This is a genomic window from Sphingobium sp. FW305-3-2-15-F-TSA7 (assembly GCF_058787155.1).
This window is the reverse complement of the sequence record NZ_JBYSZM010000015.1, coordinates 126,874-146,998: the sequence shown is the minus strand read 5'-3', so window position 1 is coordinate 146,998 and position 20,125 is coordinate 126,874. Positions and strand designations below refer to the sequence as shown.

Here is a 20,125-nt window from a genome sequence, read left to right as displayed (position 1 = left end):
GCTGGGGAAAGGGCGGGCATTGTCGCGCCTCCGCCACCACCGGGATCGGCTGCGGCCTGTGCGCGCAGCCGCCGAGCATAATCAGCGCGCAGCCGATCGATGCGGCCTTGATAATCATCGGTTACCTCCTGCGAAATTGCGGCCTGCTGTTTGCCGACCCTGATGGTGTTGAGTTGATCGTCTCGGCGCGCCCGGTCGCGGGCGGCGCGATATCCCTCGACGGTCCGGTCGAACGACGCCTGGATCGCCGCCGACCGCGCGAGCGCGGCATCGCGCTGACCGGTGCGGATGTGGAGCAGGGTCGCCAGTGCCGCGAAGGCGAGCGCCGCGGCGGCGAGACCGATCAGTCGCAGCGATGGAAACGACAGCGGCAAAGGGATCATTTGACCACCGCGACGCTGTCGGGCGCGGCCTCCGCCACCGCGATCAACTGGCGCCGCTCCAGCCAGCCCTTGAACTGGCCATAGGCCAGCGTGCCGGCGAAGACGAGCAGCCACGCGGCAGCCTCCGCCACCTCTCCGTCGAGCGCGCCCTTGCCCAGCAAATAGCCGCTGGCCGTCAGGACCAGTTGGCGCAGCAAGGTGAAAAGCGCAGCGGGAACGATGCTGCCGTTGACGATGACGGGTTCGTTCATGACCATTTCCCTTGGCTGGGCCGGGCGGCAAAGCCGCGCGCCGGCGGGGATAAGTGAACCTGAACGAACCAAGCGAAAGCGGCGGAAAAGCGCCGCAGAAACGCGAAACGCCCGCAAGCCGGTTGGCTGCGGGCGCAAATGTTCGACCCTATCTGGTATTTCCACTCACCTACGACATAGGCGACAGGATGTCAAGGATTTGTTTTCGTTTTGTTCTCATTTGCTCCAACGGGGCGTGGTTAGAATTCACTGCTAGCTGACTGGCAGCTTCCGGAGGATCCGCCTGCGATTTCTGCCATTTGTCCATTCATCCATTTTGAACATGATTTTCATGCGCGGGGATAGGGCAACTGGCGGTTGGTACTTGGTGTACCGCTTCTGCTAATATAGCATGGTGGACTTCGCAGCGGTTCGGATCGCCACAGACCATGTGTTGCGATGCGCGATCGGTGCGACGGGGGGGATGTCATGAGCACAGCAATCGCCAGCCAGGCTGCGCAATGCGTGCGCCAGCAAGATGTGCCGACCGTTGCGTTGCAACGGATTGAGCCGCTCGCCGAGATGATCGCGCGATTTCCCTCGACCCGCTATTATGGCAGCAAGCGCAGGTTGCTTGGCTGGATGTATCAGCATCTGGCCGCATTGCGCTTCGAGACCGTGCTCGACGCCTTTGGCGGGACCGGTTCGGTGTCGTTGCTATTCAAGGCAATGCGCAAGCAAGTCACCTATCACGACGGCATGCGCTTCAACGAGGACGTCGCACGAGCGCTGCTTGCGGACGAGTTGGCATTCAATCGCATTGAACTCGAAATACTGCTGGCTGGTATCAAGCCTTGCACAGCAACCGTCGCGAGCCGGTTCGACGGAGTATTTTTCACGGCCTTTGAGAACCGTTGGATCGATGGTTTTGTAGCGGCACTCGCTCAGAAACCATTGAGCAACGAAGGAACTGCGCTTGCCCACTATCTCCTCTACCAAGCATGCCTCAAAAAGCGTCCCTTCAACTTGTTTCACCGCGCTAACCTCGGGCTGCGCACCAAGAGCGGCGTTATACGCAGCTTCGGCAACGCCGTAACCTGGGAGCGCAGTTTTGCTCATCATATGGGGCAGGCTCATGATGAACTGGCTCGGCTCACGTTACCTCGCGGGCCCAAAGCAACGATCCTGTCGGCGGACGATCCGGGTAAGATCGCGCCAGGCTATGACCTTGTTTATATCGATCCGCCTTATATCAATCGCGAGCAACGCTACAATCGCGACGACTACTGGCGCCGCTATCATTTCCTCGAAGGGCTGGCATGTTACCCGCGCTGGGATGCACTGATCGACCCGGCGTCGGATATCGGCCTGTTCCCAGCTCCGGATTGGTTTGGAGAATGGGGGCGTATCGGCACATTTAAGGACCGGCTGTTCGCATTCATCGATGCGCATCACGAATCGACCGTGGTCCTTTCCTACGTATCGGACGCACATCCCTCAGAATCGGAACTCAAGGCGCATTTCGAGGCTCGGTTCGCCGAGGTGTCGGTGCATTCAGCGCCGCATCATCACGCATTAAGCAAGGCACGCAAGCGCGAGCTCCTCTTCATCGGACGACCCAAATGAACCTAGAGACGGGCACAACGCGCGTGCCGAACTGGATGCTGGTGACTGGCGGAGTGATGCTCGTCACAGCGGGTTTAGGATATTGGTACTATAAAGCGGATCCCGCAGATGCAAAACTCGTCGGGTTCCTGGGCGGCATAGTCACCGGACTGGTCGTTTATCTCGCGACGTTCCTCACGGTTTTGGGACCTTTGCGCGAACTTGACCGGTTCCATCGTATGGGGATTAAGGGGTTGCTCGCAAACCGCCACGAGCAACCTTACTATCGGCGCCTGGTCAAGAAGAGCCGGCAGCGCGTCGATGTGATGGGTGCCTCTTGCAGTCGGTTCGTTCGCGATTTCCTGGACCCCGACGCCGACGACAAGGTGCTGATCGATGCACTCAGCATGCATAATCAGCTTCGCGTCCGGCTGATGATTCCCGAAGACGCGCATATGACTGATGAAGCACGCGACACTGCCAAGCACATGCTACCGATCGTAAACAGATTGCGCATGATTTTCGGCGACCGCGTCGAAGTACGTCGATTCAACGACGCTGCCCGGCATAGCTTCGTGCTGGTCGATGGCGACTTGGTCGCGGGACCGGTATTTGATGGCGATCGCAGCCGCCATGCACCTGCCGTCCACGTCGCGGTCGAGACACCGTTCGGCCAGAAGTACAGCACCTATTTCGAAGAACTATGGCGTGTCTCGCCCGTTGCCTAGCGTGCATATCCAAGTTCGCCCGCGCATTCATGTCGGCCTCCTGTCGATGCATGCAGGTGCGCCACGCATGAACGGCGGGATCGGCTTTGCGATCGAGGCGCCAGTGGCGCGACTCGATCTACGCGCGGCGGCTCGCATCGAGATCTTTGACAGCCGTCCGATACCAATGGGGACGGACGAGCAAGCGCAGCTCGCCAAAGCGATCGCCCATGTCACGCACAAGCATGGTATTACGCAAGGTATAAGGATTGAGATTACCGGCGAGATGCGGACGCATGTCGGGATGGGGTCGGCAACCGCACTGCGTCTGGGCGCGATCGAAGGGCTCGCCGCACTGCATGGGTTGCCGCTAACTCGGGCTACATTGGTTGCAGCGTCGGGGCGTGGCGGCACCTCCGGCATAGGAGTCAACAGCTATTTTGAAGGTGGACTGATCTGCGACCTTGGTCGCATTGCCTATGGCGAGCGCCATGCACCTTCCTCAATTGCGTCCACCGCGCATCCGCCGCTAGCCCTGCCGGCGGTAGCGCTGCCACCATGGTCGATGCTGTTGTGCATCCCACGCGCGATTACGCCCAAGAGCCAAGCAGAGGAGATTGCCTTTTTCTCGCGTACCGCGCCGCTTTCGGCATCGGCAAGTTTTAAGGCCTGCTATATCGCGCTCTTTGGATTATATGCAGCGGCACGAGAGCACGATTATCCCGCATTCTGTGCTGCGATCGACGCGATGCAGGACACCGATTGGAAGTGCGCCGAGCGCGCAGAATATGGCGAAGCACTCGCCAGCATCGCCGCGGAACTGCGTGCGCACGGCGCTGATTGTGTAGGCATGTCGAGCTTGGGGCCGATGCTATTCTGCTTTGCCTCGGCTCAGCGGATTCCAACGCTGGCAGCAGCCGCAGACGCACTGGACTGCGACAGCTACCTGACTGCACCAACCCCCCGCGGCCGTGAGATCAGCCACGACAATGCGTGAGCTGACCTTCTTCACCAGCAGCCAGACCAAGCTCGCACACGCACGCTATCTGGCTGAAGGCCGAAAAATCCAGATCAAGAGCTTTCGGCAGCGTACTTATCATGCCGATTATAATGAGCCGCGCCTGACCTCGCGCGACGAAATCCTGGCCCAAAGCTATAAAAGCGCGATCGCGCAGATCGGCAAGGCGCGGCTGCCTGCCGCCAGCCATGCGTTCATCTTGGAAGACACCTCGGTGCGTATCGACGCGTTGAGCGACAGCGAACGCGAAGTGCCTGGCGTCGATATAAAGTACTGGATGGAGGACCGCACGTTCGAGAGCCTGGACAGCCTGCTCCGCGCTGCCGGCAGCGATCGCAGAGCGAGCGTGCGCTCAGACATTCTACTGCATATCCCAAGCAATCTCGCAATGAGCTGGGGGGTTGAGGCGGATTACGTAGTTTTCACCAGCGAACAGCGCGGTAACATTGTCGAGAGCGAATACCTGTTTGAACCCAACCCGGTCTACCCCTGGCTCGACAATCGCTCGTTCAACAAATGGTTCGTACCGGTGGGCTGTGACGCGCCGCTCGGTGCACTACCGATCGCGCGTGCTGATCAGGTCGATTTTCGGCGCGGAGCGTTCGAGCAGTTGTTCGATTTTCTTGAGACGCGCGGTTATTTTCCAACATCCGCAACCCAACTTGCCCTTCAGCTCGATCCCAAACCCAATATCCTGCTATGCGGCTACACCTGCTCGGGCAAGACCACCGCGAGTCAGTACCTCGCGCGACGCTTTGGTTATCTACATGTCGAGGCGAGCGACTTCATGCATCTGAGCTACTATTACCGGCACGGCTTTCGCGGTCCAACCCCGATTGGCGACTTCGCCGAACGCGCACTCGCGGAAAAGCCGACGATCGCGGCGGAAAAAGCGATCGAATATATGCTTGATCACCTAGCCGAACCGCTGGTGATTTCGGGGTTTCGCGCACCGGCAGAGGTTGCCCTTCTGGATGCTACGATGCGCGTCCATGGTAAGGCGTTTATCCAGTGTTTTGTCGAGGCGGACGAAGCGAGACGGTTCGCACGGCTACGTGCCAGAGCGCGACCTGGCGATGATATCAATGCGCAGGAGTTCCACGACCGCGATTTGCAGCAACAACGCATGGGGCTCGACGTGGTCCGCCAACTCGATACGATGCAGTCGCTCGATAACCAAGGCGACATCGCTGGTTATCTGGCACAGATTGACCTACTGGCAGGCGATGCCGGCGAGAAAGAGATGGACATCGCTGCGCGTCTTGCCAGCCTCACCGAAATCGGCGAGGTCGGGCTGCAGGATGCGATCCTGATCGCGCTACTACGCGTGTGGAAGGACGATGAAGCACGGCGATTCTACACCACAACCGAGATCGCCGCGCTGACTGCAGAAGCGTTTCCGGCGATCCATCCCAAGCACAAGGATAACGTGAGTCGATACTTCAACCAGGACTTTTATGCCTATTACGAGATTTCTGAGGGCGCCGGCGCAGCCGCGCGCAAATATCGCCTCTCGAACACCGGTTACGGTATGGCGATCCGGGTACTGCGGGACTTAAGTTGAACAGATGCACAATGGCTGAGAGCGAATGGCAGTAAGCGGATCGTTGAGAGACCGGGTGGAGTGGTACGTTGAGAACGGCGGCAACCGCGATCATCTCATGCAACTCCTGCGCGACTGCGTCGAGAACGCGGGTCTCGACGGGCTCGTTGGAGTACGCCGCCTGTTCGAGCACATGTACGGTGGTTTCACTTTCAACTATGACCTGAAGGCACCCGCCGCTTCGACGCTACTTGTCTGGAAGCAACTTGGCCTCAAGGAGCTAATGGAAGGAGTAGAATTTTGTCGAAAATCTAAGAATATCAGCATCGCTATACAGCTCTTAGCTTCGGTATCAGCCGGCGAAGATCTTCCTCCACTAGGTGCAGTGCATGATGCACAGATAGACAAGGCGATCAGAGACGCGGTAGCATCCGATCCCGCTATTTCGCAGTTTGCGCGATCTCATCTCGTTGACCTAATTCTATCATTTGACGATGATGAGGAAGTATCCAGCCACATTGGCTTCGCACTCCAGGCCATGTCATTCTCTAGAGCAGGCGCTGCCCGAGAGTTATTTGCAGCTTTGTCAAAACGCTGGCTCGCGGTTAGCACGCCAGTTCTCAACGATTTTGACGCACTCATTCGGAACGAGCCCCACAATGAGCCTGCATTCCAGGCCTTTCTCACAGCTCACCCGCAAATACTCGACCCCTTGGCGGTTCGGGTGTGGCCGCAGCCTGACCTCTTCGGATTAAAAGAGCCCGACTATGTCGTTCAGCGGGCCGACGGGACTTACATGGTAGTCGAGATCGAGTGTCCGGCTAAGAGGCTAGTGACAGGCGGTGGGCACCTTGCTGCCGAAGTCACCCACGCTGAGTCTCAAGCGGCGGACTACCGTCGTTACCTAATCAAACATTTCTCCGAGGCTGAAAAGTACTTTCCCGACTTCCAAGAACCCGATTGCCTGGTCATAGTAGGTCTCGAACGGGGGCTCGGCAACGTTCAGAAGCAGGCGCTTAGCGACGCCAACAATAATCGCACTCATATGCGAATCGCGGGCTTCGATTGGTTACTGGATCGGGCGCGTAGGATTGCGCAAAATATGACCCAGCCCGCCGTAGAGGTGCTTTCAGTGCGGGTAAACTGACCATACGGGAGGGTTTGCTTTTCGATTCGCACGATTGGAGCGGACAAATAGTAACTACCCAATCGCCGCCACCAGCTCATCACCTTGAGGAACGGCGGCTTTCGGGGCTGACCACGGTGGGGGTGAACGGCAGAGATTGAGCGCAGAGCAGCCAGTTCAGTGACCGGCTGCGATCACTTCGATACTCAGCGGACTCCCACCAGCGGCGATCGCAAGAAGGCGATCGATGTTCGGGTGCGCGCCCGCGCGATTTCGTGCATCCGCCGTGTGCTCGGCGAACATGAGCAAACCGTATTCGGCCGCTTTCGCATCCAGGGAGTCGAAGGACTGCTTCAAATATTGATAGACGGCTAGCGAACCTTGCTTGCCCGGCTGATTCTCGATGCTGGCAACCACAGCTCCATTCCCGTCGATGAGGTCGATGCGTTGCACGCCGTCGACGGGCGGCAATTGCTGAAGGTTATCCTTGAACGTCGTGCTTGGTTGAATCATCTCCAGCTTTTCCTCACTTCCTGATTTGATTGCGCGCTGGCGTGTAACGCCTTCCTCAGATGCTCGCTATGAAGCCCGCTGCGCTCGGCGCCCAACCACCGCCCTTTTTGCACTTGTCGACGTTTTCAAAGAAACAGCAGACCTTCACCAGATTTCTGCCTCCTCCGCGAGCATGAGTGCACCTTCGATCCCCATCGCCGCGATGGCTGGTTCGCATCACACAAAAGCGACAGCTCTACTTGTGAAGGATCATGCATAGCGCCACAATGGTTGTATGGATGATAGGAATTTATCGCTGTTCATCGACACGAACAGCTTTCTTCAAATGAAAGACTTCAACCAGATTGCATGGCGGGAGCTATTTCCGAAGGCCGAAAACATCGCGCTCTTTGTCTGTAAAGCGGTGATCGCAGAGCTGGACAAGCACAAAACATCGACCAACCAGCGACGACGCAATCGCGCCCGCAAATCGCTTAGCCTCATCGAAGAGGCCGCTGGCGCATCGGATATGACCTTGTCGATAAGAGCCGATAAACCCAAGGTCGACCTGGTCATTTGGCTCGGCAAGCCGGTCTGGTCAGACTTTCCAGACCTGGATTCAACCAACGCAGACGACCATCTTGTTGCTGCCGCTGCAACCGATGCAAACGGTATAGTTTTATCTCACGACACCGGCCCGCGCATTCAAGCCAGGATCGCCGGTGTTCGTGCCGCATGTCCGCCCGATGACTGGTTGTTACCCGCCGAGCAAACCGACGATCAGCGCAAAATCGGCCAGCTGACCCGCGAACTGGAAGCCGCTCACAACGCCCGGCCTCGCCTGCAAATTGCCATGCCACCAGACAATCCGATCACGATAGGGATTGCCTCTGTGCCATATCTAGGCACTTCAATAGCGGGTAAATTGGCAGCGCTGACGCTTGAGCATTTCCCCGCTGAAGAGGTTCGCGCCAGCACTTACTCCAATCGTTACGCAGTGCTTAGCGCCCCCTTCACGATCGGACAGTCGATGGTGGATGCCTATTATCATGAATATGATCAGTTCGCATCGGCATTGCGGACATACTTTACCACGCTTCATGAGCGCGTTGCGCGTCACGCCCTGGCGCAGGTGGCGCCCGGCGCTGTAGTAAATGTCGGAAATGTATCAGCAAAGAACCTTTCACTCATCATATGTACGGGCGGGGGCATTGAGCTTCTTGCGGATCGAAAGGACGCAGAATTGGTGTTGGGGCCCATCGCTTTGCCGGAGCCGCCAGAACCGCCACGCCGCAAGACGCTCTACGACGTTGCGCGTCTGGCGTTGCCAGATAAACCTCGCGATCCAACGCGCTTTTATTGGAGAAAGCGACCCACAATCTCCGGATCCGAGACCACGAGTTTTGAATGTGCCGACTTTCGCCCTGGGCGGGAAGAGGACGTAGGCGTTCTCGTGTACGCCGCAGACAATATGTCCTCGAGTGGCAGATTAATTGTTAGTGTCAGCGCGGAGCATCACGAGACGGTCACGTCGGAACGCGAACTCACCTTCGAGTCAGTGTTAACTCATTGGCTAGACCCGCTTGTGCAAGCGCTATTGCCCGAACCGGTGCAAGGCGCATTCGCCAGGGTAAATGCCGCTGAGCTACCCGGATGGTAGTTCAATAGGGAACGCCAGCTGTTCGCGATGCTTCACCTAATCGACGACCAGGCGCCAGCTTTCGGGACAGGCGCACACCTAGGGCGGTGATGGGGCGGGATATCCGAGCAGCAAGGAATCTCAAACAAGGAAGGTTGGGAATGGAGGGGTTTGTGGGGGAGGCGCTTGGGAACGCGTGAAGGCGTTCAATCGAGCCCTGAAAACGGAATGATGCCCCGTTGCTCGAGCTCCAACCGCATCTCATCCGCATAGCGATGCGCAAAGGCTTCGCGCTCTTGCTTGGGCCGTTCGAAATAACGATCGCAGAGCTGCCCGAAATCGCCGCCCTGTCCGCTGGGGCGTTCGACCTTTTCGAGCCAGTCCACCCAATGACCGATCTCGTGAAGCAAAGTCCGATAGAGCTGGGTTGCCCTGGCGGACTCGGCCGTCACCGAGATGTTATGGCGATTGCCGACCCTTTCGATCCGGTGCCCGTCGGATCGAAGACGATCCAGTTCCTCCGCATCGTCGGGTTGAAGCGATGTCGACCAGGCCAGTCCAGCCCCGCAGTCGATGGCTTCCAGAAATACCGCCGGCCCGGTGCGGACCGCGTTGCGCTCCGCGATGCCGAGATCGGCGAAATAGAATAACCGTCCCCAGGCCGGGGCCATGATTCGTTGTTTCCTCGTGGATTGGCGCAGGACGAAGGTGTCGAGCCCCGTCCAGTCGGACCATGGGATATGGGTGAGGATCCTGACGATATCGTCCACGGTGCATGGGTGGATGCATCCGCCGCTATTCTCCTCCACGATGAACGCCACTCCCCGCCCGCGCACGTCCCTGTGCACGATTTGATGTGGATTCAGGCGCTCCTTCCATGAGCGTGAGGCGGTGGCCAAGTCGGGAATGACGAACCGGTTGTTCTGCCCGTGCCCCTGCTTCGCGGTGCCGATATTCCGGTTGCGTCTCCTGGGGTTGAAGCCTGGTTTCATGAGCGACGAATGCCACCGAAGCCGGTGAAATGCCAATGTCGGCTAATTGCGATCGTCGACGGATGAGAGGCGCGGTGATCAGCGGTTCTCAGCGATCCCGCGTCAGGCGCATCACCCAAATAACGATCGCCGCGAATAGCCAGACCATCGCGATATAGAACGCCGGCGCTGCCAGCGAAAAGGGATGCCATGGGTCCTGCGACGCATACCCAACAGCTATGCCATAGGTCTTCCAGAGAAAATTGTGGCTCCACGCAAAGGATAAGCAGAGCGGAATGATCCGTCCTGCGGAGGCCAGTGCCATGGCTAAGCGCTGGAATGGAGAGCGTTTCACGAACGAAGCTTAGTTCGACCCTGAACCAGCGCAATAGCGGCAATCAATCACGCCCGGTTGTTCCGCTTCTCTTGCGCGCGAGACCTAATCCTCAAAGCGACCCATGGCGTCACGATCGCGGCCATATCGTCTTGTGAGCGGAAACGGTGGCAGCCAGGATTCCCGGCGGACGATCCAGCTTTCATAGGTCGGCATCAGCTGGTCAGGCGCATCCAGGGAACCCAAATTCACTTCGATTTCGTCGGCACTGCGCGCGAAAACCGATGAGCCGCAGCGGGGACAGAAAAAACGCCCGGCATAGTCGCGGGTCTCGCCAGCGATCGTCACCGCATCCTGGGGGAATATCGCGGACGCGTAAAACAGGGCGCCATGATGCTTGCGGCAATCGAGACAGTGGCAAAGGCCGACCCGATATGGGCGCCCCGACGCGACGATCCGGACGTTGCCGCACAGACAACCGCCAGTGAATTGCTCCATGCCGCGTCTCCTTCCAAAATCCGGTGGCCGGCTTTCGAAACGCCGACGGTGCAAGCAAACATGCTCAATCCCTGCCAACTCTGACCTTTCTGAGCATCAGCGGGTTAAGCGTTTTCAATTCCTCGGATGCGGCTGCCGTTTCTCACTATGGCGCGAATGGTTCGATCGAGACTGAAATGTCGACCGCCACTATCTCTCCGCCCACGCCGTAAATATCGGACAAGTGGAGAATATAACCATCGACGGTTCGATCCACCCAAAGCTCGGAAATGACATTCTGATGGTTCCACCCCTCAAGCTTCAAAGAGGTGATGCCCTTGATCGCAAAAGTGATGAGAGCATGGCGATCCTGCCGGAAGTGCCCTTCCTCGGTCGTGTCGCCATTCGTACGCCAGGCGTGAATACGGACGCTTGATGCTTCGGATTCGCGCCTAAGGTCGATCGACACGACTTCCGCATCGTGAAAATTTGGCGAATGGCCAAACCAATCGACCAAAGCCGGCCAGCCCGGAACATCGCTTACCTCTGCCATGCCACGGGCGTAAAGGCGGCGAACGCGGTTCGCAAGAATGGCTCGTTTGTGTGCGTCGGTAGACAGTTCACGCTCTGGATAAGCTCAGGTCAGCACGTCGCGCGATTGCCCGCCCGCCATCGCTATCGAGACATGGGCCGAAGACCTCCTCCCCTACCCCAATTCCCCCATCGCGGTCGTGATCGACAGCATCTGCAGCGCCACCGCGCGTTCGGTCGGGACCGGGCGCAGCGGGGCCTTGGCTGCCTGTGCGGCGATGCGGTGGGCGAGCAGCGCCTGGGCCGCCGATGCTGTGGCGGTGTCGCCCCGCAACCGGGCGAGGCGCGCGAGCATCGCGGGCGCGCGCATCAGCGTGGCGCCGGGTTCGAGCTGGACGAGATCGGCCAGGCTGACCGGCGCCGCGGCCCCCGCGCCCGTGCGAAGCTGCGCGGTCAGCGTGTCGCGTTGCCGCGCGGTCAGCGTCGCCGCCTCGGCCAGCGCCTCGGCCAGCGCGGCGCCTTCGGCGTCGGCCTGGGGCCGTGCGATCAGCGGCGCCGCTGCGTCGAGCAGCCGGCCATTTTCCTCCAGCGCCGCGACATGCATGCGCCGAACATCGGCCATCGTGTATCCCGACGGCCGGGCGCTGCGCTGGCGGGGATCCTCCCATAACGGCACTTCGCAGGTCATGCTGTAGGTGCCGTGGCGTTCCGCCGCGAATTCCGCGCTCGACCGGCCGGCATTCCATAGCGGCGCGACCGCCCCGCCCTTCGCCACGATCCGCGCGACATAGGGCGCGACATCGAAATAGGAAAAGACGCCGGGCGCGAAGCGGGTGAGTTCGGCATCGGGTTCCCCCAGATCGTTTAGCATGATGCCCTGCGTCGCGGGCTGGCGCGACAGCCGGGCCGCCAGCGCCGGGCGATCCTTGCTGAGCAGATAGAATGCGCCGCCGCTGTCATTGCCGTGCAGCGAGGATTGCAGATCGGGCCAGGCGATCTCCATCGCGCGTTGCCAGCACGCCGCCTCCGGCGTGACCGCGTCGAAACGATAGCCGGGCATGGCGAGCGGAAACGCATATTCGGGCTGGCGGGCAAAGGCCGGGCGATAGAAATGCCGCAGATAGGCGTCGAGCGTGCGTTCCCCCGCAAACCAGCCGCGGTTGAGCGCCAGCCCGTCGACGTCGATCGCCGGGATGAAATGCCAGCGCCAACTGGATCGCTCGCGGAAATGGCGGTCGCGCGCCAGCCGGTCGATCAGCGCGACGACGCTGAGGCAGCCGATCGGTTCGTTGGGATGCGGCGCGCCGACGACCAGCACCGATCGATCGCCCGATCCGATACTGACCAGATCGATCGGCCGCCCCGCCGCGCTTTGCCCCAGCCGCTCGACCCGCGCGGCATTGCCCAGCGCGGCGATGGCGGGCCGGATCATCGCGGCGAGCGCATCATTGTCGAAGAAATGCGGCCCCGCCGGTATCCTTGGCTGTTCCGCTGGCCGCCCCCCTGCCCGCGCCCATATCGGCGCGGGCGCCAGCCATGCCGCCCCCGTCGACGCGGCGGCGGCGAGCATCGAACGACGGGTGATCTCCATCGTCATGGTGGTCTTCAAGATCAGAAACTGGACCGCAGCCGGACGCCGAGCGTGCGCGGCGTGCCGATCGACCATGTGCGCCCGTCCGATCCGAAATAGCGCGTCTGGTTGGTGCCGTAGATCGGCAGGACATTGGCCAGATTGTCCGCGAAGACCGCAATTTCCCAGCCCTTGTTCGCGACGCCGATCTGCGCGTTGATCAGCGTATAGTCGCGCAGCGCGGTGACCGTATCGGGCCGCGATCCGGGCAGGCCGAACTGGGTCTGGCGCCGGTCGGTGAAGGAGAGGTCGCTGCGGACGACCAGATCCCAGTCGCCCGACAAAGGCGCGCGATAATCCTGCTGCACGGCAAAGGTCCAGGCGGGCACGAATTGAAGCTGTTCGCCGACATCGCCGCCGCTGAACGGATCGCCTTCGTCCAGCCGCGCATCGGTGTAGCCCACGCTCATCGAGATGCTGAGCGCGCGGCTGGGCGACATGCGCGCTTCCAGCTCGAAACCCTTGCTGGTCGCGCGGCCGGCATTGACGTCGAAGATACTGGCGCAGGTGGGCAGGACCAGACTCTGCTGGATATCGCGATATTTGATGATGAAGCCGGTGACGCTGGCGGAAAAGCGGCCGTCGCGGCTGGACTGGCGCAGGCCGGCTTCATAGCTGTCGAGCTTTTCGGGCCGGGTGAAGGGCGGGATCGTCGCCGGATCGATACCGAGCGCGGCGAAATCGGGGCCGCACACCGGCCCCGGCAGCACGCGGCCGACACCCGGGCGGAAGCCGCCGGCATAGCGGGCATAGGTGAAGGTGGTCGGCGTGATCTTGTACGATGCGCTGGCGGAGAAAAGCGCGCCGCTGTCCTTCGCGGTCGCGTCCACGCCGACGGGGAACAAGGATCCCGGCGTGTCGACGATGTGGCGGGGATTCTTGCGGTCGTAATAACGCACGCCCGCCTTCACCTCCGCGCGCTCGTTCGCGAATTGCCAGCGGAGATTGGCGAAACCGGCCAGTTCCTCCACTCTCTCATGGCCGGTGAAGCCGGCATCGACCAGCGCATCGGGATCGCCGCCCATCGCCTCACTATATTCCGGGATCGGCGCGTCGAAACCGAGCCGCTGGAAACTGTTGGTGGTGCTGCGCAGATAGAATGCGCCGGCGAGCAGCTGGACGGGAAAATCCCAGTCGGAATTGAAGCGGAGTTCCTGGGTGAACTGGCGGAAGGTGTTGCCGGTCAGATGCGGCGACAGCAGAGCGGTGTTGGGATTGTCGAGAAAGGACCCGTTCACTTCGGGGTCGAAACCGGGATAGGCGAAGCCGGTGACCGCGGGATCGAGATTGTAGATGTCGCGCACGTCGAGCCGGCGGCGGATCTTCTGATGGACATAGCCGGTGGCCGAGGTGAGCGTGCCGATGCCGATATCGAGATTGGCGGTGAGGTTGGCGATCCAGGCCTTGTCCGATCCGGATTCGGGGAAGAAGCGGCTGGTGAGCCGCGCGCGCGGCGTACCCTGGGTCAGCCGGTCGTTGAGATCGGATTCGGCGAGCGCGCCGTTGGTCCGTTGATTGTACATTGCGGAGGCGCGGATCTCGAGCACGTCGGACGGCGTCCAGCGCGCGGCGATGCGGCCGGTGAAACGTTCGGTATCGTTGATGTTGCGGCGGATCGTGCCGTCATAGGGATCGACATTGTCGATGAAACCGCCGCGCCGGTCGTAAGCGGCGCTGGCGCGGATCGCGGCGTCGGCGCCGAGCGGCAGGTTGACCAGCGCGGTGCCGCCATAATTGCGCGCGCCGCCCGCGATGGTGGATCCGCTCAGTTCGGCGCGCCCGCTGAAGCCCGAGGGATCGGGGCGTGCCTCAACATAGCGGATCAGCCCGCCCGCCGCCGACGCACCGTAAAGATCGCCCTGTGGCCCCTTCAGCACCTCCACCCGTTCCAGGTCGTAAAGCTGGGGATCGACCGAATTGGGGATCAGGATATCGTCGAGATAAGTGACGACGGTGGGCTGGGTGCCGCCCGAGGGCGCGACGCCGCGCAGCACGATGTTGCGATCGCCGATCCCGGTTTCGGGCGCGATCGACAGCGAGGGGACGAGGCGGACGATATCCTGGAGCGAACGCAGCGAGCGGGATTCGAGCGTGTCCCCGCCGATCGCCTGGACGCTGGCCGCAATCGTGCGCAGCGGTTCGGCGCGCTTCTGCGCGGTGACGACGATCTCACCGGGGATTTCGTCGGTCGTATTGTCCTGCGCCGTGTCCTGCCCCGCCCATGCGGGGGCCGCCGCCAGCGCCAACAACGCCACGCCCGCGCACCATATATCCATTTTCCGAATCGCCATCAGCTCCACCCTTTTCGACTGTTATCGATTAATAGAGACAGACTAGTCGGTTTTCTGAAATCGCGCAAGCGGGTGGCGGAGGGGGATGCACTCCACGTCAGGCTGACCGGTTTCACGCGAAGGAAACGGAGCTGAAGAGGCCGATAGCCAGGAGGTTCGCGATCCTCCGCGTCTCCGCGGCTCCGCGTGAACCAATTGGCTCAAGCCGTCTGCCGAACTGGAATGATTCACGCGGAGGCGCAGAGACGCGGAGAAGAGGGTTGCGGCAGGCCCGGATCCTGCCTCGGCAACAGCATGACGGTGTGGGGTGGAGAGTTGGCCGGGTTTGGCGACTGCCCCTTCAGCCGTTTGCTTCGAGCAGCGTCGAGCGAAGTCGAGGCGCGGCCGTCGAGAAGGCCGTGCCGACCCGGGAAATCGCGCGTCGCCCCCCTTCTCGACTTCGGGTCTCGGCAAGCTCGACCCTTCGCTCGAAGCAACCGGAGAAAGGGCTGGAAATCGGCCGCCGCTTGACATGCAATAATTTCATTGCATATTCTTGCCCATGACCGACGACGCGCTCGATCGTGTTTTCAAGGCGCTTGGTGATCCGACGCGGCGCAGGATCATCGATCGCCTGCGCGAGCATCCGAACCAGTCGCTGTTCGAGATCTGCGCGCTCTCGTTCGCGGAGGACGGCACCGCCCTCTCGCGTCAGGCGATCACGCAGCATCTCGACATGCTGGAACGGGCCGGGCTGGTCCGGATCGAATGGTCGGGGCGGACCAGGCTGCATGCGCTCGATCCCGGTCCGCTCAACGAAGCGGTCGAAACCTGGCTTCGCAAACATCTGTAGGGAAAGGACAAGCCGATGAGGATCTATGTCACCAGCATATTGGTGGACGACCAGGCGAAAGCGCTGGATTTCTATACGAACAAACTCGGCTTCAGGGTGAAGCACGATATCCCGATGGGCGCGCATCGCTGGCTGACGCTGGTCTCGCCGGAAAATCCGGAGGGCACCGAATTGCTGCTCGAACCCAGCGAGCACCCTGCCGCGAACCCCTTCAAGGCCGCGCTCGTCGCGGACGGCATCCCGGCCACGTCGTTCATGGTCGACGACCTGAACGCCGAATATAAGCGGCTCGCCTCGCTCGGCGTCTCGTTCACGCGCGAACCGATCGATGCCGGCACCGTGTGGATGGCGGTGTTCGACGACACGTGCGGCAACCTGATCCAGATCATCCAGATGAAGGACGGTTGAGGGGCGCGGTCAGATGCGCTCGGCCCCGAGCTCGTCGATCCAGCGCTTGAGCTGCGTCTTCAGCAGGCCGTCGCGGATATAGGCGCTCTCCTCCGCCTCCAGCCGCTCGACGATCTCGAACGCGAAGGCCTCGGCGCCATGGACGTTCCAGGCATGCTGAAGCGCGCGCTGCGAATTGCTCCCGTGGCGGAGCGTGAACCAGAGCCGGTTCTGGATCGTCGACAGGTCGGGGGCGCTGCCCACCCAGACCTGGCCGGACGGCGCGCAGCGGATGGCATAGATGCCGGGCTCCACCTTTCGTTCCTTGTAAGCGCTCACCGCCGCCTTGCGTTCTTCGCCCTTCATATGCGCATTCCTTCCGCTCTCGCGGCGCGCCTAGAGCATGCTGTGATCCGCTAGAAGCGGATCGCATGCCCTAGGCTTTTGTTTTGTCGCGATTTTCGAGTCGTTCGATGATTCCATCGAACTACAAATCGCTCTAGCCCAATGCGCAGGCAAGCGCAATATTATCCGGGTATAATTCGTGACGGCCGGTGAGCGGTTTCGGGTGACGCGTCGGAATTTACCCGATCATGTCCTTCACCAGCCGGCCCGCCAGATCCTTCGCCGTGTCGCGCGGCGCGGTGCCGATGGTGAGCACGACGAAGCGCTTCGTGTCGAGGAACACGTTCATCTGGTTGATGCCCGGCACGAAGAACGCCGCCTTGCCCAGGCCGGGCACATCCTCGATGGGCTTGTCGGTGAAGGCGCGGATTGCCGAGGCGGTCGCGTTGCGCGCCTGCGCCATGGCTTCGGGGGTGTTGTCGTCGATCGGCGAGCGCCGCGCCATCAGCCGCGCCTCTCCGCCGCTCTTCAGCACATAGGTGCATTCCGACGTCGCCGCGTCGACCGCGCTCGGTTGATGGACCAAGCCGAGGCGGGTTTCGACGACGCTGTCGCCGAGCGCGGCGCCGAGGACCGCCTTGTCGAGCAGCGCGCAGGCATTGGTCGCGTCCCAGCCGGCGGGCCTGGCGGCGGGCGCGGCGACCGCATCGCCGGCGGCCGCATTTCCGTCCGCAGGCGGGCGGCCGCCGCACGCGGCAAGCGTGACCGTCGCGGCGAGGCAGATGATCGTCTTGTTCATGGCACTCTCCCATTGCATGGCGAAGCCCGCCCTGCCCCGTGCCGGGCACGGGGATCGGGCTTCGCCATGCGAGACGGCAGACGCGCGGAAATGCGGACATGGCCCCAGGGATTATTTTTGTGGGCGGCGTGCTCGCCCTCGTGACGATCTCAGTTGGTCCGGAAAGCGCCGTTTTCCGCCGGCATCTCGCGTTCGGTCATGATCCGGTCGATCAGGCCCCAGTCCAGCGCCTCTTCCGCGGTCATGAACCGGTCGCGATCCATGGCGCGTTCGAAGTCCTCATAGGACCGCCCGCAATGCTCGGCGTAAAGCCGGGTCATGCGGTGCTTGGTCCGCTTGATCTCTTCGGCATGGATCAGCATGTCCGACGCCTGCCCCTGGAAACCGCCCGACGGCTGATGGACGAGGATGCTGGCATTGGGCAATGCGACGCGCTCGCCGGGGGCGCCGGCCATCAGCAGGAACGATCCCATCGATCGGGCGGTGCCCATGCAGAGCGTATGCACGGGCGCGCGGACATAGCGCATGGTGTCGTACATCGCGAAGCCGCTGGTCACCACGCCGCCGGGCGAGTTGATGTACAGCCGGATGGGCAGTTTGGGATTTTCCGCTTCCAGGAACAGCATCTGCGCGCAGACCAGCGCGGACATGGTGTCGTTCACCTCTCCGTTCAGGAAGATGATCCGTTCGCGCAGCAGCCGCGAATAGATGTCGAACGACCGTTCGCCGCGGCTGGATTGTTCGACCACCATGGGGACGAGTTGCATCGCTTCGCGCATGCGCGAATTCCTTTCTTCCGGTCTTGATGGAAATGGCCGCGGCCGGCCGCAGCGTCAGGCGGCGCGCATCAGCACGGATCCGTTGGCGTTCGCCGCATATGGCGGCCGGCGCTCTTGCCGCGTATCCGCCAATCCGTGGACGATCCTCAGCCTGGTGCCGCCCACCGCATTGGGATCGACCCGAAAGGTCACGATGCTTTCGAGGAAAGGCGGCTCGCCGTCGCGCATCCGGTAGCGGATTTCCTCGCCGGGCGCCGAAGCGATCGGCTCGGCTTCGGCCAGGTCGCCGCCGGGCAGCCATTTCTCGCGGAATGCCGGCATGCTGATCGCACGCCAGACCTTTTCGGGCGGTGCGTCGAGCTCATAGTCGAACACCAGCTCTTCCGCCGCCCTGCTCTCCATCTCGCTCATCAGTCCATGTCCTCCAGCACGATCTTCAGGGCGTCGATGCGCGCGGGCCAATAGGCGCGATATTTCGCAAGCCATCCGGCCACCAGCGCCAGGCCGTCGGGATCGACGCGATAATTCACGAAACGGCCCTGCCGTTCCTCCCGCACCAGCCGCGCGCGGCGCAGCACCGACAGATGCTGCGACATGGCCGGCTGGCTGATCGACATACCCTGCCGCAGCGCGCTGGCATTCATGCCGCCCGCCGCCAGCTTCTCGAAAATGGCATGGCGGGTCGGATCCGCCAGCGCCTTGAATATCTCGGTCTCGATCATGCCAACACATAAGTACATACTTATGCGATTCGCAAGCACGGAATTTGGCCGCTCAGCTACGAGCGTGAACGCCCGCCCTGGATGCCGCCGCGCTAACCGCCCCAGATTTCGGTCAGCAGGCGCTGGAAATTGCCGCCGAGGATCGCCCGGACATTGTCCCTGGAATAGTTGCGGCGCAGCAGCTCCTCGGTCAGGTCGTAGATGCGGCGGGGATGGTCGTAGCCGTCGGTGTCGATCTTGTCGCGGAACAGGTAGCTCGATTTCAGGCTGCCGATCATCGCCTTTTTCAGCGCGGGCGGCATGTCGTCATAGCCATGGATGTCGAGATCGCCGCCGATGCCGACATGATCGATGCCGACCAGCTTCACCGCATGGTCGATATGGTCGACCATGTCGGGCAAGGTCGTCGGCTCCTTCTTGCTCACGAAATTGCGCACGCCGGCGATGCCCATCACGCCGCCCTTGGCGGCGCAGGCCTTGATCGCCTCGTCGGTCTTCAGCCGGGGATGGTCGTTGAGCGCGCGGCAATTGCTGTGGGTGATCGCGATCGGCCTGTTCGACAGCGCGATCGCGTCGAGCGTGGTGCGGTCGCCGCAATGCGAGACGTCGATGAGCATGCCGGCCCTGTGCATCGCCTCGATGATCGACACGCCATAATCGGTGATGCCGCCGTCGACGCGTTCGGTCGATCCCGATCCGAGGCGGTTCTGCGTGTTGTAGGTGAGCTGGGAGACGCGCTGGCCGAGCTTGTGGAAAAAGGCGACGTCCTCCGGCTTGTTGAAATGATCCGAATTCTGCATGCCCATGATCACCGCGCATTTGCCGTCGCGCTTGGCGCGGACGATGTCCGCCACGGTATCGACGCCGGTGAAGACGTGCGAGTTGACCGCCACATAATGGCCCCACATCGTGTAGAAGGAGAGCACCTGGTCGCGCGCGTCCGGCCCGCCGAGCCCGACGCCGTGGAGCATGCCGGTGATGCCGCTGGTCCTGTATTCATTGGCCAGCTTTTCGGTCATCGGCGCCGGCGCCTCGTCGATCTTGATCGGGTGCAGCATGTCGATGACCAATGTCTCCTTGACCAGATCGACGACGCGTTTGGGATAGGCGCGCGGCGGATAGGCGGCGTTCTCCGCGCGCACCGGCCTGCTGATGAACGGCGCCGCAACCGCCGCCGTGGCGCCCAGCATCACCTGTCGCCGTGAGAATTCCACCATCGTCCACTCCCTTCGTCCTCCCGCCCTCAATGGGTGACGGACGAAGCCCGACGCAAAGCAATAAAGC

Annotated in this window: 23 protein-coding genes; 8 read left to right on the top strand and 15 right to left on the bottom strand. The window is 61.6% G+C overall.

The window, feature by feature from the left end:
- Positions 1 to 383: hypothetical protein (locus tag AC3WN8_RS14115; protein WP_492670079.1), on the bottom strand; the 383-nt coding region annotated here is incomplete at its 3' end.
- Complete coding sequence (locus AC3WN8_RS14110) at positions 380 to 634, bottom strand: Pam3-gp28 family putative phage holin (RefSeq protein ID WP_492670078.1); 255 nt, start codon at positions 632 to 634, stop codon at positions 380 to 382. The genes AC3WN8_RS14115 and AC3WN8_RS14110, both read right to left, overlap by 4 nt.
- Positions 635 to 1,102: 468 nt before the next feature.
- Between AC3WN8_RS14110 and AC3WN8_RS14105 the strand changes: the two genes are divergently transcribed.
- The 5 genes from AC3WN8_RS14105 to AC3WN8_RS14085 are packed head-to-tail and all read left to right on the top strand — an operon-like array spanning position 1,103 to position 6,633.
- Positions 1,103 to 2,239 (top strand): DNA adenine methylase, encoded by a 1,137-nt coding sequence (locus AC3WN8_RS14105; RefSeq protein WP_492670077.1) that lies wholly within the window; start codon positions 1,103 to 1,105, stop codon positions 2,237 to 2,239.
- Positions 2,236 to 2,946, top strand: coding sequence for a hypothetical protein (locus AC3WN8_RS14100; RefSeq protein ID WP_492670076.1), 711 nt, complete (start codon positions 2,236 to 2,238; stop codon positions 2,944 to 2,946). Before AC3WN8_RS14105 ends, AC3WN8_RS14100 begins: the two co-directional genes overlap by 4 nt.
- On the top strand, positions 2,834 to 3,922 hold the full coding sequence (locus tag AC3WN8_RS14095; protein WP_492670075.1) for a beta-ribofuranosylaminobenzene 5'-phosphate synthase family protein: 1,089 nt from the start codon (positions 2,834 to 2,836) through the stop codon (positions 3,920 to 3,922). Before AC3WN8_RS14100 ends, AC3WN8_RS14095 begins: the two co-directional genes overlap by 113 nt.
- A complete protein-coding gene (locus AC3WN8_RS14090; protein WP_492670074.1) occupies positions 3,915 to 5,507 on the top strand; it encodes a non-canonical purine NTP pyrophosphatase in 1,593 nt (530 codons plus the stop codon). The genes AC3WN8_RS14095 and AC3WN8_RS14090 overlap by 8 nt, the downstream gene beginning before the upstream one ends.
- A 25-nt stretch (positions 5,508 to 5,532) precedes the next feature.
- The gene (locus AC3WN8_RS14085; protein ID WP_492670073.1) at positions 5,533 to 6,633 is read left to right on the top strand and encodes a Shedu anti-phage system protein SduA domain-containing protein; all 1,101 of its coding nucleotides are present in this window, start codon (positions 5,533 to 5,535) and stop codon (positions 6,631 to 6,633) included.
- Between the two features lie 156 nt (positions 6,634 to 6,789).
- Here the strand turns inward: AC3WN8_RS14085 and AC3WN8_RS14080 are convergent, their stop codons facing one another.
- Positions 6,790 to 7,125 carry a DUF2322 family protein gene (locus AC3WN8_RS14080; protein ID WP_492670072.1) on the bottom strand — a complete coding sequence of 112 codons (336 nt, stop codon included), beginning with the start codon at positions 7,123 to 7,125 and terminating at the stop codon, positions 6,790 to 6,792.
- A 274-nt stretch (positions 7,126 to 7,399) separates the two neighbouring features.
- On the opposite strand from AC3WN8_RS14080, the gene AC3WN8_RS14075 reads away from it, so the two are divergent.
- Complete coding sequence (locus AC3WN8_RS14075) at positions 7,400 to 8,764, top strand: PIN domain-containing protein (protein ID WP_492670071.1); 1,365 nt, start codon at positions 7,400 to 7,402, stop codon at positions 8,762 to 8,764.
- A 185-nt stretch (positions 8,765 to 8,949) separates the two neighbouring features.
- Here AC3WN8_RS14075 and AC3WN8_RS14070 read toward each other — a convergent pair whose 3' ends face one another.
- From AC3WN8_RS14070 to AC3WN8_RS14045, 6 genes are all read right to left on the bottom strand, one after another.
- Positions 8,950 to 9,564 carry a hypothetical protein gene (locus AC3WN8_RS14070; RefSeq protein ID WP_492670070.1) on the bottom strand — a complete coding sequence of 205 codons (615 nt, stop codon included), beginning with the start codon at positions 9,562 to 9,564 and terminating at the stop codon, positions 8,950 to 8,952.
- 259 nt (positions 9,565 to 9,823) lie between these two features.
- On the bottom strand, positions 9,824 to 10,039 hold the full coding sequence (locus tag AC3WN8_RS14065; protein WP_492670069.1) for a hypothetical protein: 216 nt from the start codon (positions 10,037 to 10,039) through the stop codon (positions 9,824 to 9,826).
- Positions 10,040 to 10,153: 114 nt separating this feature from the next.
- Positions 10,154 to 10,600, bottom strand: a complete 447-nt coding sequence (locus AC3WN8_RS14060) for a GFA family protein (RefSeq protein ID WP_492670068.1) — start codon at positions 10,598 to 10,600, stop codon at positions 10,154 to 10,156.
- 91 nt (positions 10,601 to 10,691) lie between these two features.
- Entirely contained in the window at positions 10,692 to 11,078 is a 387-nt protein-coding gene (locus tag AC3WN8_RS14055; protein ID WP_492670067.1) for an Imm50 family immunity protein, read from the bottom strand.
- A gap of 153 nt (positions 11,079 to 11,231) precedes the next feature.
- On the bottom strand, positions 11,232 to 12,653 hold the full coding sequence (locus AC3WN8_RS14050; protein WP_492670066.1) for a M14 family zinc carboxypeptidase: 1,422 nt from the start codon (positions 12,651 to 12,653) through the stop codon (positions 11,232 to 11,234).
- Positions 12,654 to 12,667: 14 nt separating this feature from the next.
- Positions 12,668 to 14,977 carry a TonB-dependent receptor gene (locus tag AC3WN8_RS14045; protein ID WP_492670065.1) on the bottom strand — a complete coding sequence of 770 codons (2,310 nt, stop codon included), beginning with the start codon at positions 14,975 to 14,977 and terminating at the stop codon, positions 12,668 to 12,670.
- Between the two features lie 541 nt (positions 14,978 to 15,518).
- Between AC3WN8_RS14045 and AC3WN8_RS14040 the strand changes: the two genes are divergently transcribed.
- Together AC3WN8_RS14040 and AC3WN8_RS14035 are read left to right on the top strand one after the other, a co-directional pair.
- On the top strand, positions 15,519 to 15,809 hold the full coding sequence (locus tag AC3WN8_RS14040) for an ArsR/SmtB family transcription factor (RefSeq protein WP_492670064.1): 291 nt from the start codon (positions 15,519 to 15,521) through the stop codon (positions 15,807 to 15,809).
- Positions 15,810 to 15,824: 15 nt separating this feature from the next.
- Complete coding sequence (locus AC3WN8_RS14035; RefSeq protein ID WP_492670063.1) at positions 15,825 to 16,217, top strand: VOC family protein; 393 nt, start codon at positions 15,825 to 15,827, stop codon at positions 16,215 to 16,217.
- 9 nt (positions 16,218 to 16,226) lie between these two features.
- Here AC3WN8_RS14035 and AC3WN8_RS14030 read toward each other — a convergent pair whose 3' ends face one another.
- The 6 genes from AC3WN8_RS14030 to AC3WN8_RS14005 all read right to left on the bottom strand — a co-directional run bounded on the left by AC3WN8_RS14030 (position 16,227) and on the right by AC3WN8_RS14005 (position 20,058).
- Positions 16,227 to 16,562 carry a GIY-YIG nuclease family protein gene (locus AC3WN8_RS14030; RefSeq protein WP_492670062.1) on the bottom strand — a complete coding sequence of 112 codons (336 nt, stop codon included), beginning with the start codon at positions 16,560 to 16,562 and terminating at the stop codon, positions 16,227 to 16,229.
- A 217-nt stretch (positions 16,563 to 16,779) separates the two neighbouring features.
- Positions 16,780 to 17,340, bottom strand: a complete 561-nt coding sequence (locus tag AC3WN8_RS14025) for a hypothetical protein (protein ID WP_492670061.1) — start codon at positions 17,338 to 17,340, stop codon at positions 16,780 to 16,782.
- Positions 17,341 to 17,489: 149 nt separating this feature from the next.
- Positions 17,490 to 18,119, bottom strand: coding sequence for an ATP-dependent Clp protease proteolytic subunit (locus AC3WN8_RS14020; protein ID WP_492670060.1), 630 nt, complete (start codon positions 18,117 to 18,119; stop codon positions 17,490 to 17,492).
- A 54-nt stretch (positions 18,120 to 18,173) separates the two neighbouring features.
- Positions 18,174 to 18,530: an SRPBCC family protein gene (locus AC3WN8_RS14015; RefSeq protein WP_492670059.1), complete on the bottom strand. Its 357-nt coding sequence runs from the start codon at positions 18,528 to 18,530 to the stop codon at positions 18,174 to 18,176.
- On the bottom strand, positions 18,530 to 18,841 hold the full coding sequence (locus tag AC3WN8_RS14010) for an ArsR/SmtB family transcription factor (protein ID WP_492670058.1): 312 nt from the start codon (positions 18,839 to 18,841) through the stop codon (positions 18,530 to 18,532). The genes AC3WN8_RS14015 and AC3WN8_RS14010 overlap by 1 nt, the downstream gene beginning before the upstream one ends.
- A 92-nt stretch (positions 18,842 to 18,933) precedes the next feature.
- On the bottom strand, positions 18,934 to 20,058 hold the full coding sequence (locus tag AC3WN8_RS14005; RefSeq protein WP_492670057.1) for a dipeptidase: 1,125 nt from the start codon (positions 20,056 to 20,058) through the stop codon (positions 18,934 to 18,936).
- Positions 20,059 to 20,125 lie beyond the last annotated feature (67 nt).